This window comes from Winogradskyella schleiferi (genome assembly GCF_013394655.1).
Classification (GTDB): Bacteria; Bacteroidota; Bacteroidia; order Flavobacteriales; family Flavobacteriaceae; genus Winogradskyella; species Winogradskyella schleiferi.
Window position 1 is genome coordinate 1,369,486 of record NZ_CP053351.1, and the last position, 13,492, is coordinate 1,382,977.

12 protein-coding genes are annotated in these 13,492 nt (G+C 33.8%); 9 read left to right on the top strand and 3 right to left on the bottom strand.

From position 1 onward, the window contains the following. The first annotated feature begins 5 nt into the window (after nucleotides 1–5). Complete coding sequence (locus tag HM990_RS05930) at nucleotides 6–1,853, top strand: glycoside hydrolase family 13 protein (protein WP_178988049.1); 1,848 nt, start codon at nucleotides 6–8, stop codon at nucleotides 1,851–1,853. Between the two features lie 24 nt (nucleotides 1,854–1,877). After that, nucleotides 1,878–3,494: a sulfatase family protein gene (locus HM990_RS05935; protein WP_178988050.1), complete on the top strand. Its 1,617-nt coding sequence runs from the start codon at nucleotides 1,878–1,880 to the stop codon at nucleotides 3,492–3,494. 80 nt (nucleotides 3,495–3,574) lie between these two features. Here the strand turns inward: HM990_RS05935 and HM990_RS05940 are convergent, their stop codons facing one another. Continuing rightward, nucleotides 3,575–4,546: an IS110 family RNA-guided transposase gene (locus HM990_RS05940; protein ID WP_178988051.1), complete on the bottom strand. Its 972-nt coding sequence runs from the start codon at nucleotides 4,544–4,546 to the stop codon at nucleotides 3,575–3,577. Between the two features lie 329 nt (nucleotides 4,547–4,875). On the opposite strand from HM990_RS05940, the gene HM990_RS05945 reads away from it, so the two are divergent. The 5 genes from HM990_RS05945 to HM990_RS05965 all read left to right on the top strand — a co-directional run bounded on the left by HM990_RS05945 (nucleotide 4,876) and on the right by HM990_RS05965 (nucleotide 11,370). Continuing rightward, nucleotides 4,876–6,261 (top strand): agmatine deiminase family protein, encoded by a 1,386-nt coding sequence (locus HM990_RS05945; protein WP_229719388.1) that lies wholly within the window; start codon nucleotides 4,876–4,878, stop codon nucleotides 6,259–6,261. A gap of 82 nt (nucleotides 6,262–6,343) precedes the next feature. Further along, nucleotides 6,344–7,570, top strand: coding sequence for an adenylate/guanylate cyclase domain-containing protein (locus HM990_RS05950; protein ID WP_229719389.1), 1,227 nt, complete (start codon nucleotides 6,344–6,346; stop codon nucleotides 7,568–7,570). 369 nt (nucleotides 7,571–7,939) lie between these two features. After that, entirely contained in the window at nucleotides 7,940–9,415 is a 1,476-nt protein-coding gene (locus tag HM990_RS05955) for a serine hydrolase domain-containing protein (protein ID WP_178988052.1), read from the top strand. 245 nt (nucleotides 9,416–9,660) lie between these two features. Further along, complete coding sequence (locus tag HM990_RS05960; RefSeq protein WP_178988053.1) at nucleotides 9,661–10,752, top strand: T9SS type A sorting domain-containing protein; 1,092 nt, start codon at nucleotides 9,661–9,663, stop codon at nucleotides 10,750–10,752. A gap of 108 nt (nucleotides 10,753–10,860) precedes the next feature. After that, nucleotides 10,861–11,370, top strand: a complete 510-nt coding sequence (locus HM990_RS05965; RefSeq protein ID WP_178988054.1) for a lactoylglutathione lyase family protein — start codon at nucleotides 10,861–10,863, stop codon at nucleotides 11,368–11,370. Nucleotides 11,371–11,405: 35 nt separating this feature from the next. Here the strand turns inward: HM990_RS05965 and HM990_RS05970 are convergent, their stop codons facing one another. Continuing rightward, nucleotides 11,406–11,546: a hypothetical protein gene (locus HM990_RS05970; protein WP_178988055.1), complete on the bottom strand. Its 141-nt coding sequence runs from the start codon at nucleotides 11,544–11,546 to the stop codon at nucleotides 11,406–11,408. 283 nt (nucleotides 11,547–11,829) lie between these two features. Between HM990_RS05970 and HM990_RS19825 the strand changes: the two genes are divergently transcribed. Further along, nucleotides 11,830–12,015, top strand: a complete 186-nt coding sequence (locus tag HM990_RS19825) for a hypothetical protein (protein ID WP_229719390.1) — start codon at nucleotides 11,830–11,832, stop codon at nucleotides 12,013–12,015. A gap of 173 nt (nucleotides 12,016–12,188) precedes the next feature. Further along, on the top strand, nucleotides 12,189–12,518 hold the full coding sequence (locus tag HM990_RS05980; RefSeq protein ID WP_178988056.1) for a hypothetical protein: 330 nt from the start codon (nucleotides 12,189–12,191) through the stop codon (nucleotides 12,516–12,518). 81 nt (nucleotides 12,519–12,599) lie between these two features. Here the strand turns inward: HM990_RS05980 and HM990_RS05985 are convergent, their stop codons facing one another. After that, nucleotides 12,600–13,457, bottom strand: coding sequence for an OmpA family protein (locus HM990_RS05985; RefSeq protein ID WP_178988057.1), 858 nt, complete (start codon nucleotides 13,455–13,457; stop codon nucleotides 12,600–12,602). Between the last annotated feature and the right edge of the window lie 35 nt (nucleotides 13,458–13,492).

Consider the following 13,492-nt stretch of genomic DNA (forward strand, 5'->3'; position numbering starts at 1 on the left):
ATAAAATGAAAAGAATTATCCTCCTATTAATCACTTTTTGCAGCATTCAAATGAGCGCTCAAAAGATTGAAAAAGTTGAACCAGCAAACTGGTGGACCGACATGCAATGGTCCGAATTACAACTATTAATTTACGGTGACAACATCGCTTCTCTTGATGTCAATATCGACAACGAGAACCTCATTCTAAACAAGACCATTAAAACCATAAACCCGAATTACATTTTCATTTATGTTAGCATTCCTGAAAATGCCTATGCTGGAATAGTTCCTATTGAGTTTAAAAAAGGAAAACGAGTAGTTGAAACATACAACTTCGAGCTGAAAGAAAGAGCTGAAGATGCTGCACTGGTAGAAGGGTTTAGTCCTGAGGATATGATTTACTTAATCACACCAGATCGTTTTGCCAATGGAGATACTGCAAACGATGAGTTTGAAGATATGCCTGATAAGCTAAATCGCAATGACAAAATGGGACGTCATGGTGGTGATATTGCTGGTATGCTAAACAGTTTGGATTATATTTCAAGTATTGGAAGTACAGCCATTTGGATCAACCCAATAATTGAAAACGATATGGAAACGTTTTCATACCACGGTTATGCTGCTACAGACTTTTACAAAGTAGATCGAAGATATGGAACCAATGAAGAATATGTTGATTTCATTACAAAGGCTAAGGAAAAAGACATGATTGTGATTATGGACATGATCTTGAATCACTCTGGTTCTGAACACTGGTTTGTATTGGATCCACCGATGGAAGACTGGATTAACAATCAGGACAACTTTGTAAAAACGAGTCATAAGAGACAAACAGTTCAAGACATTTACGCTTCAGAATACGATAAAAAAGCCTTCTCCGATGGATGGTTTGTAAAGACGATGCCTGATTTAAACCAAAAGAATCCATTGATGGCTGACTATTTAATTCAAAACACATTGTGGTGGATTGAGTACTCTGGAATTGCAGGAATTAGAATGGATACGTATCCTTACCCTGACAAAGATTTTATGAGCGATTGGACTTGCGCTGTTATGACTGAATATCCAAACTTCTCAATTGTTGGTGAAGAATGGACTGTGAACCCAGCCATAGTTTCTTACTGGCAAGCCGATAAAGTAAATCATGATGGTTATACTTCTTGTCTGCCTAGCTTAATGGATTTCCCGATACAACATGCATTAGCAGAATCACTAAATGATGAAAACGAAAGCTGGAATTCAGGATTTATCAAATTATATGAAATGTTGGCAAACGACTTCTTATACAGTCACCCAGAAGACTTAGTCATTTTCCCTGACAACCACGATATGGACCGTTTCTTTACTCAGGTAAATGAAGATGTTGATTTGTACAAGATGGGATTGGTTTATACGGCAACTATGCGTGGAATTCCACAATTGTATTACGGAACTGAAATTGCAATGAGCAATACTGGAGCTCCAAGAGACCATGGAATTATTAGAACTGATTTTCCAGGTGGATGGGAAGGTGATGCTGTAAATGCATTTACTGGTGAAGAACTATCTACTCAACAAAAAGACATCCTGAACTTCACTTCAAAAATATTCAACTGGAGAAAAAATGCTAAGGTAGTGCACCAAGGAAACCTGATTCAATTTGCACCTGAAAATGGAGTTTACTCTTATGTGAGAACTTTTGAAGACAAGCAAATCTTGGTTTTATTGAGTAAAACTAAAAAGCCATTTAGCCTGTCGTTCAACAAATATGCTGAAGTTTTAAACTTGGATTCCACTGGAACTGATATTATTTCAGGTCAAAACATAAACTTTTCTGAAAATTTTGAAGTGACTCCAAAAACGGCATATATTATTGAAATTCAAAACTAATTGCCAGTAATCAAAAAAGAAAAAATGAGAAAAATAATTTATTTATTGACGGTTTTAGTGGCCTTCACAACCTGTAAAGAAGCTGAGAAAGCAGAAGTTACTGATCAACCTAATATTGTGTTTATCATTACCGATGATCATGCATACCAGGCTCTAAGTGCTTATGACGACCACCTAATCTCCACTCCTAATATCGATAGGATTGCAGATGAAGGAATGATTTTCAACAAAGCTTACGTGACAAATTCCATCTGTTCACCGAGTCGCGCTGTAGCATTAACGGGAAAGTTTAGTCATTTAAATTCTGTGAGAGATAACCTCGATGTGTTTGATACCATACAAATCACCTTTCCTAAGTTGCTTCAAAAGGCAGGTTATGAAACAGCTATTTACGGCAAATGGCATTTAAAATCAGAACCAAAAGGATTTGATTATTGGGAGGTATTACCTGATCAAGGTCATTATTATCACCCTGAATTTTTAACCATGAAAGGCGAAATCAAAGAAAAAGGCTATGTGACTAATGTCATTACGGATAAGGTGATCAACTATCTTGAGAAGCAACGTGATTCTAGCAAGCCCTTTATGCTCATGTATAATCATAAAGCACCACATCGTCAAAGGTGGCCATCTATGCATGATTTGGAAGATTTCAAATACAAGAAAATCCCTATCCCAGAGACCCTTTTTGACGAATACAAAACTAAAAGCAAAGCTTCTAAAGATGCGGAAATGCGTATTTCAGATCACATGGCTTTAAGTGCCGATAATAAAATAGCACCCGAAATTTTAGAACGACTCAATTATGACGAATTTTTAGACTGGTACAAAGGGGCTTATATTGAACGCTTTAATCGACTTACTGAAACTGAACAAGAGCAATGGCAAAAAGTGTATGGACCAATTAATGAAGATTTTTTAAAGAACGCACCGAAAGGTCAAGCCTTAACACTTTGGAAATACCAACGTTACATGGAAGATTATCTGGGTGTAATTAAAAGCGTTGATAGAAATGTTGGTCGTTTACTAGATTATTTAGATGAAAATAATTTAACCGAAAACACTATGGTTGTTTACACATCCGACCAAGGTTTTTATTTAGGAGAACATGGTTGGTTTGACAAGCGTTTTATGTATGAAGAATCATTTAGAACACCATTATTAATTCGTTATCCTAAGCACATAAAAGCAGGAAGCGTGAACACAGATTTGGTTCAGAATATAGATTTTGCATCAACGGTTTTAGATGTTGCAGGAATTGATATTCCTGAAGACATGCAAGGCTTAAGTTTAAAACCACTTTTTAATTATAACAATAAATACTGGCGTGATGCACTGTACTATCATTACTATGAGTATCCAGGCATTCACATGGTCAAACGGCATTTCGGAATTCGTACCAATCGCTATAAACTAATTCATTTCTATTATGATATAGATGAATGGGAGTTATATGATCTCAAAGAAGATCCACAAGAATTGAATAATTTATATAACAATCCCAATTATTTAGAGGTTCAAACTAAACTGCATAAAAAGCTAAAAGAATTACGTATAAAGTATTTAGACAATTCAGACAGCCTAAATCAAGCATATATTGACAGTGATATTAAAAGGTTAAAAGCGTTAGGCTGGTATTAATTGTTAGAGTACAATTACCATTTATAAATAAAAAACGAAAGCACAACAAAGTACTGTGGCAAAAAACAAGTAAAAACTCATTAATTTTTCACTAAAGTACTTTTATAATTTCCATCATATATTAATCCTGATTTAGCGATTGCAAAGGCCTGTTTTAGCAGCTTATTACAAACGGCAATTAACGCTAGTTTTTTGCTCTTTCCTTTGGCCACAATTCGCTCGTAAAGATCTCGGCAAGCCTTGTTGTATTTACATGCATTAAAACTGCACATAAACAATAAATTTCTCAGTTTCTGGTTTCCTATTTTACTTATTCTCGGTCGGCCTTTTACACTACTTCCGCTTTGCCTAATTACTGGAGTCAGACCTGCGTAACTGCACAGCTCACTTGCGCTTGTAAAACGATCAAAACCTCCTGTTAAAACCACCAACATAATAGCTGTTTTTGGACCAATACCTGGAATGGTCTTTAAACGTGTAAACAGATCCTGATGCGATTGTTTTACTAAAACCAAAAGCATTTCCTCTAAGGTTTTTATCTCTTTTGTCAGTTGCCTTAAGCTACGTTTTAAAGACGTTACAACAATCTTACTTGGATTGCCCAAAACAGCTTCACCGTGTATTTTGTTTTTTAGCATAGTACTTTGTTTTGTATACACAGAAAGGGTTCTGACGATTTGGAGGCATTCTATTTCTTCCTTAGAATTACCTATCCATAGCTTTAATTCTACTTGCTCAGCATAAGCACATATAAGTTTGGAATCGCTCTTATCGGTCTTTACTTTTGATAGTCCCATTTGTATGAAACGTTTCACTGACAATGGATTTTCCACCGATACTTTTATACCAGATTCCAGTAAATGATAAGCCAACTGATAATGGTAATAACCTGTGGCTTCCATGACGCAATGACTCTTATTATTTAAAAGTTTCGTAAACTTTTTAAAGCCAAATTCATTGTTTTTAAACTGATAATAATTACCATCAGAATCGGTGACATCGAAAACTAAATGACTAATGTCAATTCCAAAATATTTAATATCTTTATTCATAAGAAAATGTTTTTTTTGAAAGGACGATCTACGCGAGTTTCAACGACTTAAAATCGAGGTCTAAAAGCCTTATACCTGCCCGTCCGTTCAGGCGGGGAACTGTACGAAATCTGTGTAGAAAAGAGAGGGGATTTTCAATGTTGACGAGATCTAAAGTCTCTGCGTATATATTAACCTTATTCCTCTCTTTTGTCTTTTCTGATTTATGCTCTAATTTAATGAATTGTAAACTTAAGCCGTATAAAATTAATGGCTAATAGCTTACTTACGAATCCCGATAGTTATCGGGACTCACGGACTTTCTATCTGTGATTTATTTGCTAACTTTAGTGCTTAAACACGCAACGAAATCATTCACAAGCACGTTAGCATCAATAAAATCATCAACAATGAAATATTATATTTTAACCATATTTATTCTACTTAGCATTTTTAGTTGCAATCAAAAAAATGGTGAACAAGACATTGATGACGCAGCGTTTTATATGCCAGCTGAATGGGAAACTCACGATGCTATTTGGCTAGGCTGGAGAGAAAGAAAAAAAACACAATTTCATCAGGGAATAGCTGAGTTAATAAAGACGCTTACACCTACAGTAAAAGTCAAAGTTGCTGTATCATCAGATAGCCTGTTACAGGTAGCAAAGAAATACCTGAGTCATCAAAAGGCAGACAGTACCAGAATAGAATTTTATGTCATACCAGGCGATCAATATTGGATTCGTGACTATGGTGCGGCATTTTTAGTCAATAAAAAAGGTGAATTAGGCGTTGCAGATTTTGGCTTTGATCAATATGGCCTTCCCGAATTTTTACGATTAATGCATAAGGGTAATGTCGATAGCATTCGTAAATACTCAGAACTTTGGATTAACCCTGAAACAGCTAAGGTTGGCAGTCTAATGGCAAAAGTTGAAAATGCTGTTATAAAAAAAACGAGTATTGTACATGAAGGAGGCAATATCGAAGTGAATGGGAAAGGAACACTCATTATATGTGAAAGTGCTGTAATTAATAGAAATCCCAATCGTACTAAAGAAGAAATTGAAAAAGAGTTTGAAAGGGTTCTTGGAGTCTCTAACATCATTTGGCTCAAACAAAGCTTGGCAGATGATCCAAATGGGTTTTATAGAAGAATTGCTGACAATTATGTCGGTGGAGGTGTGCAACATTCAGACGAATTCGTACGATTTTCGGATCCGAACACGATTTTATTGGCTTGGGTTGACGAGGATGAAAAGGATTTGAACCCTATAAATAAAATAAACTATGAAAGAATGAGTGAGAATCTTAGGATTCTTGAACGTTCTACCGATCAGGATGGCAAGCCATTTACCATTGTAAAGATTCCATTACCAGAACTTATTACTAAGAAAATTATAGCTACAGAAGATATAGACTTTTCTGAGAATTCACTTGACTTATCTCCTAGGTGGTTTATTCCGTCTGAAAGACCGCAAGAGGGAGACACATTATTGAGAATACCTGCAGCAAGTTATATGAACTATCTGGTCACTAATGGCTTGGTAATTCTACCAACTTATACTAAAATGGGCACTTCTAAAAAAAGAGAGAAAGAAGTCGAGCAGATATTTAAAAAGCAATTCCCTGATAGAAAAATCGTATTTCTTGACTTCATGCCTCAGAATTGGGACGGAGGTGGAATACATTGCTCAACGCAACAACAGCCAAAAACTGATGCTAACAAAAAATAAACGCCATTAAAATGGACGTTTATTTAGGCCGTTGGCTACAATAGAAAAGAAGTTAGTAAACATTAGAAATTGAGAAGCACTTATGTCAACTTATGATAAAAACAAATCTAGATTCTTTCAAAGAATGGTTGAAATTGGCGCTTACTATGACGCTTCAATCACTGAAATCAGATATTTTCGTGTAACGAATATTGCATCCGTTTTAGGAGTAATTTATAATGTAGCTTGGATGTTAGTTGCATTGTTTCTCACAGACGCATTAGTGATTTACGGGAGCAATACTTTCTTGGGATTGATGTTTCTAATAGCGTTAATATTCAACAGGAAAGGGTGGCGAGTCTTGGCTTCCGTATGGCTTATTCTAGCATCTTATATGTCTGTTCTCTTGTTTCTTTATTTGTTGGGCTATTCTTCAGGGGTTGCAGTTGTTTGTTTCCTAATTATTATCCTACCATACATGACTTTTCCCAGAAAGGCAAGGAACATAGCCCATGTCTTTAGTATTCTAGCTTGCCTGACTTTGATTGTTACTGTAATATTTCAATCAAATATAAAAGCTCATTTTAGCGGATTAGATCCCTACATATCACAAATAGTTAATATCAGCATTACTGGATTTATTTGCCTCATACTCATAGCAAGTATGTCTATTCTAATTGATAAATCAGAAGAATCTTTAATGGTTGAACAGAAAAAATCAGATGATCTTCTGCACAATATTCTACCAGCAAAGATAGTCAGGGACTTAAAAGAAAGCGGTAAGACAATTCCTGAAAGGCATAAGAATGTCACTATTTTATTCACTGATTTTGAAGGATTTACAGGGCTTGTGGCATCTATATCAGCAATCACTTTGGTCAATGAACTCAATGACATTTTTGGTCGATTCGATGAAATAATGGAAGAAACGGAAGTTGAAAAGATTGAAACGATTGGTGATGCATATATGGCAGCATGTGGCCTTGAAAAAGAAATGACAAATCATGCTGCTAATTGCATTAGAGCAGCACAAATGATGCAATCCTACCTTGAGGAGCGAAATAAAAGCTATGACATAAAATGGAGAATGAGGATTGGAATACATTCAGGAACTGTAGTAGCAGGTGTTGTAGGCAAAAAGAAGTTTGCATACGACCTTTTTGGTGACACTATAAATACCGCCAGCAGAATAGAATCCGCTGGTGAAGTAGGTAAAATCAATATATCTTCATCTACCTATAAACTGATTAAAAATGAATTTGCATGCTTTTCTCGAGGAAAGATCCATGCAAAGGGAAAAGGAGAATTGGAAATGTATTTTGTGAATTAAATTTTAGCTAATAAAATGTATAACTAATTGCTAGTGATAGATTACTCAGAAAATCCTACGGATGTTCCTCTGGTTCGTTTTCTATTTACTAACTTAGTGCTAGCCAACACAACTAGCCATAACACGCAACTTTATAGAAAGAGAGGACTCGTACGTGTAAGGGATCGCTAATCTAAAACACGTGATAGTTCTCCTCTTTTTCTTTATAAATATATTATTACAAACTAAAGGAACACGTTGGCAGCAATTTGAATAAAAGCTGTAACATAATAGAAAACTGACAGACTTATTCATCAATTAATCAAACAGTCAATCAGTCAATCAGTCAATCAGTCAATCAGTCAATCAATCAATCAAAAAAATCAAAAAATGAATTCATCTATTAAAGAACTAATTTTCGTTTTCTTAACCTTTTTAACATTAAGCTCTTTCTCACAAAACACACATAAAGCGCTCTTCAATAAAATTGACACTTATTTGGAATCGAGCGTAACAAATGGCTTTTCTGGAGTTGTTTTAGTCTCTAAAAAAGGTGAAATTATTTTATCCAAAGGATATGGATGGGCAGATAGGGAAAATAAAATTCCCAACTCACCATCAACAGTTTTTAATATTGGTTCTGTAACTAAACAATTTACAGCATCGGCTATTTTAAAACTTGTAGAACAAGGAAAAATTAAAACATCAGATAAAATAAGTTCATATATTACCCAGACACCTATTGATAAAAGGGATATAACTATTCATCAATTATTAACTCACACATCAGGTATTTCTAATAGAACTGGTGGTTTTAGATATAATGAGGCAAGTAAACAACAGTTTCTAAAAGAATTCTTTGAATCAGAATTACAATCTAAACCAGGCGAAAAGTACCAATATGCAAATGCCAACTACATTATGTTAACGGTTATATTGGAGTCCGTTTCAGGGCAAACGTATAGTTCTTTTCTAAATGACTATTTGTTTGAACCTTCTCAAATGAAAAGCACAGGATATAAAAGCATCAACTTTAGTACAGAACGACTAGCACATGGCTACTACTATAATAGAAATGATGAGCAATGGGAAGATTGGGGCACAACCCAACAGCACCTTCCTTTCAATGACAAACATTGGTATAGTATAGGTAAGGGAGACATTCATTCCACCATTGAAGATTTATATAAATGGCATTTAGCTTTAAAAAACAAGGTTGTTTTAACATCAAAAACTAAAGAAATCCAAGAAACACCGTATGTAGCCGAAAATGATAAAATGACTTCGTACTATGGTTATGGTTGGGCAATATCTCAAAGTAATAGAGACACGAAAATCGTTGCTCATAATGGTAGTAATGGATTGTATTTTGCAGATTTTGTTAGATTTTTGGATGATGATGTAGTTGTTATATACATAACAAATGCATTTTTAGGTGGTGAATCAGAAAACGTTGCCCGAGAAATAGGTAAAATGATTTTTGATTCAAATTATACCACAACACCAATTTCCAAGAACATTTATGAATTAATTCATGAATTTATGAAAACGAATCCATCTGTAAATGCAGAAAAATTACCAGATTTTTTAAAGAAAGAACTTAATAATGAATTTAACGACCATGCAATACTAAATCAACTAGGATATAGCAGATTGAAAAAAGAGGAAAAACCTGCTTGGGCGTTGGAACTATTTAAGCTTAATGCGAAATTATTCCCTGAAGATGGCAATTTATGGGATTCACTTGGTGAAGCTTACTTAAAATATAATATGAACGATAAAGCCATCAAAAGCTATACAAAAGCAGTAGAGTTAGGTAATGAAAGTTCAAGGAAAGTATTGAATGAATTGTTGAAAAAAGAATAGACAAAAAAACTGTTGCCAGCACCGTGTATAATTGATTGCTTTGGCAAGTACCTACTTGGAAAAATCCTCTAGAATTTTCTCGCGTTCGTTTTTGTTTACTAAATTAGTTGCTTAAACACGAAACTAACCATACACAACCGTTGTACGTAATGTTGACCCGTCCTGAATAAAGGCTATATAAATTTAAACATTAGGTATTGAAATAAATTTTATAAACCATTAATATTGAACTTAAAAATTAAATTATGAAAACAAGATTACTTTTTACATTATTAATTACGTCTTTTTATTTACAAGCCCAAGTATCTGACTTTGTTACTGGTCTTACCAATGAACCTAGTAGGCTAATTATTGATAACAATATTATTTATGTGATAGGTGTTGCTACACCAACAGAGATATTAGAAATTGATTTAACAGATTCGAACCCAAGTAGTAACGTGACTTTTACAACAGCAAATGGATTTGGAATTGGTGGTATATTCAAAGAAGGCGACATTATTTACATATCTAGATATGATGAAAATACAGGTGAAAGTTCTTTGATTAGTTTTAACGTAAATACGCCGAGTTCCTTAACGCTAATATCTTCAGGTTTTGGTTACATAGCAACAATTGCTAAGTTTAATGATGAGCTTTATTTTACAGATGAAGATTTATCCGGTGGTGGAATAGCACTTAAAAAAATAGATGTCACAATGACAAATCCACCTGTTGATACAGTTGTAACTGGTCTTACAAATCCACAAGACATGGAATTTAATGGAGATGTTTTATATATTGGAGATAGAGACGCTGGCGGTGGAATTGGAATTATTTATTCTATTGATATTACATTATCTATGCCAGTGCTAAATTCATTTATAACAAATGCAAACGTTAGAGGTGTTTATGTTTATAATGACTTCTTATATTTTTCTGACGGTGGCTTGATTAAAAAAGCACCTTTTTTAAATCCATCTAATATAACAACCGAGGCTTTTGATAATGATGCAAATCCTGAATTTTTAAGAGACGTTGTGATTTCAGGCACAAATTTGTACATGCCTCAAGAAGATAGCGGAAAAATTGTAACAAAAGAAGATTTGACCCTATCTGTAAATGACTTTAACAATCAGTTCTCAAATTTATCAATTTACAATAATCAAAATGAGTTGCAAATTAACGGTTTAACTAATGAAAAATATAGTGTTAAAATTTTTAATTTAACTGGCTCAAAGGTTTTAGAAAGAATGTCTAATTCAAATAATAATAATTCGATTAATATAAGCAACCTAACAAACGGAATATATTTATTGAATATCAATAATGTACAAACTTTTAAATTTGTAAAATAACGAAATGCCAACAATGACCATAAGTAGGTGAGACCGTTCTACGTAATGCTGCCCCGTCCCGAATAAAGGCTACATAATTTAACACAATCTTATTAAAAACACAATCTTATGAAAGAAATAAAATATCCAAAATCATTTTCACATATTGGAATTACTGTACCTGATATTCATAAAGCTGTAAAATTCTATGAAGAAATTATGGGATGGTATGTAATTATGAAACCATCACCTGTTAGAAAAGAACGTGATACTGCAATCGGACAAATGTGCATTGATGTATTTGGAGATGATTGGGAAGAATTTGAAATTGCCCATATGTCAACTTCTGACGGCATTGGAATTGAGCTTTTTTCTTTCCCTCACGGCACTAAGGAAGCACCTGAATTTAATCCATTTAACACAGGACTATTTCACTTTTGTGTTCAAGATCCAGATATCGAAAATCTAACCAAAAAAATAGTTGAAGCAGGTGGAAAACAAAGGATGCCGATAAGGGAGTATTACCCAAACGATAAACCATATAAAATGGTCTATGTTCAGGATCCATTTGGAATTGTATTCGAAATTTATACGCACAGTTATGAATTAACTTATTCTTCTGGTGCTTATGCGACATAAAAAGTAGACGTTAAAATAGATTATAAACTCTAAACTTACAGTTTATCCACCGCCTGTTTTAAAATATCCATAATTCTTAGCTTGAAACGTTCAGGCTCAATAATGGTGGCATAATCTGAAAATGTGATATACCATCTAAAAAACCAATCTTTCTTATTTGATGATATAACCGTCATTTCTCATTGGTTTTCTCTGCGGTTTTTACAATTAAATTCTAACTCATTCGCATTGATTTTTTCTAAAGAATAAAGTTTAAATATTATTTTACAACCTCGCAAGAGGCTATTAATCAAATATTTATAAATTATAAAAGTAAAATTCTTAGTTGTGCTTACTATGGTCTTTGGACTTATAACAATGGGTTGTAAATAAAAGGAAGAAAAAAATGAAATCAAAGAAGTTGAAGTTGATTTATTAAATGATCCATTTTCAGATGCACAACGTGTGGTTAAACTTACCATGGATAGTATTGCACAACGTGCAAGAGAAGGAGATTTAAACAAACTAATTTCTTTTCGTGCTTATGGTCCAAAATTTACAGAATTCAAGAATGGAGAAGTTAGGAATGGAAGAGAGGAGAATCCTTGTTATGTCTCAAAACTAAAAGTGGTTGGAAAATTGTTCATGAACATCATTCTCCAATAAACCAAGCCGTATAAAAAAATAGTTTAATTAATCCTGAGTCTTTGACTTTGGATTTTTTATTTTTTAAATATAAGTGGTTCTAAATATTCATGTAATGCACATTAATACTAACTTCGCGCAATATCTTAAATTTTATATATTAACCAGAATTATAAAAGAATAGTTATCACAATATGGAGCAAACTGAATTTTTAAAGAAAAAAATATTTACTGATTTAAAAAATCTCAATGATGGATTCGACTCAGAATCCATTCAGTATTTTTCAGAAACCGATTTTGAAATCGTATTGCAACGCGTAGAACATTTTGGAATTGGGATTTACGGCATTGAGCCTTGGTTAAATGGTAAATTATTTGATGTTCTGGGACATGAAGATTATAAAAAGAAAGCCACGGATCCCAAATGGTATAACAAAGCATTTTCGGATTTCAAAAAGCGCCAAGAAGGTTTGGCTTATGCAGCTACATATAAGGTTTCTAAAAAGCTATTAGAACGCGAGTGAAATTATAAACTAAGAATTTTTATAAACTAAAAAACCCAATGCAAATGCATTGGGTTTTCTTATGATAACAATCTATAAGGCTTAATTGCCTTCAGACAGATTTTTCATTTCATCTTCAACCATTTGGTAGAACTGGTCAATTTTCGGCATTACAATTATACGTGTTCGTCTGTTTTTTGCTCTATTTTCAGCGGTATCGTTTTCCACTAATGGCACATAATAACTACGACCAGCAGCGATTAACTGTTGTGGGTTTACTTCTAAGCTTTCTAAAACCCTAACTACAGATGTAGCACGTTTTACACTTAAATCCCAGTTATCAATTAAAGGTGGTTTGTTATAAGGTACGTTATCCGTATGAGACTCTACCATAGCTTCAAAATCCGGTTTGCTATTGATTACTTTCGCCACTTTGCCCAACACCTCTTTCGCTCTATTCGTTACATTGTAGTTTCCACTCTCAAATAATAATTTATCTGCAATAGAAATAAACACCACGCCTTTTTCAACATTGATATCAATATCTGGATCGTTAATACCTACTGCTTTCTTAAGGCTTGTAACGATAGCTAAGGTTACACTATCTTTACGTGTTAATGCATCTTGTAATCGCGATATTTTCAAGTTACTTTCCTTAAGACTCTCTAAAGAGGCCTCTATGTTTTTTGCGCCTTGACTAGTAAGCTCGGTCATATCTTGAGAGTTTTTTATCAAAGCTTCATTACTTCTTCGCAAATCAGCTAACTGCTCTTTCATAGTTTCAACACGTGCTAAGGAAGCCGCCTTATCAGACAAACAGCTATTTAATTTAACAGTTGCACTATTTAATAAATCTTGAGTTTCTTGATATTTAGTTTGAAGTGCAGCGTGCTCTTTCTTGGATACACATGATGCTAAAAACACCAATGAAAATACACTTAATAACATTAATTTTTTCATAATTGAACTTTAGTTTTAATTGTTAGTCTTAACAT

Bases quoted from the DNA above. Each gene is read 5' to 3' on its own strand.
- HM990_RS05960 (WP_178988053.1), top strand. From the start codon at position 9,661: ATGAAAACAAGATTACTTTTTACATTATTAATTACGTCTTTTTATTTA.
- HM990_RS05930 (WP_178988049.1), top strand. From the start codon at position 6: ATGAAAAGAATTATCCTCCTATTAATCACTTTTTGCAGCATTCAAATG.
- HM990_RS05985 (WP_178988057.1), bottom strand. From the start codon at position 13,457: ATGAAAAAATTAATGTTATTAAGTGTATTTTCATTGGTGTTTTTAGCA.
- HM990_RS05940 (WP_178988051.1), bottom strand. From the start codon at position 4,546: ATGAATAAAGATATTAAATATTTTGGAATTGACATTAGTCATTTAGTT.
- HM990_RS05970 (WP_178988055.1), bottom strand. From the start codon at position 11,546: ATGACGGTTATATCATCAAATAAGAAAGATTGGTTTTTTAGATGGTAT.
- HM990_RS05980 (WP_178988056.1), top strand. From the start codon at position 12,189: ATGGAGCAAACTGAATTTTTAAAGAAAAAAATATTTACTGATTTAAAA.
- HM990_RS05955 (WP_178988052.1), top strand. From the start codon at position 7,940: ATGAATTCATCTATTAAAGAACTAATTTTCGTTTTCTTAACCTTTTTA.
- HM990_RS05935 (WP_178988050.1), top strand. From the start codon at position 1,878: ATGAGAAAAATAATTTATTTATTGACGGTTTTAGTGGCCTTCACAACC.
- HM990_RS05950 (WP_229719389.1), top strand. From the start codon at position 6,344: ATGTCAACTTATGATAAAAACAAATCTAGATTCTTTCAAAGAATGGTT.
- HM990_RS05965 (WP_178988054.1), top strand. From the start codon at position 10,861: ATGAAAGAAATAAAATATCCAAAATCATTTTCACATATTGGAATTACT.
- HM990_RS19825 (WP_229719390.1), top strand. From the start codon at position 11,830: ATGGATAGTATTGCACAACGTGCAAGAGAAGGAGATTTAAACAAACTA.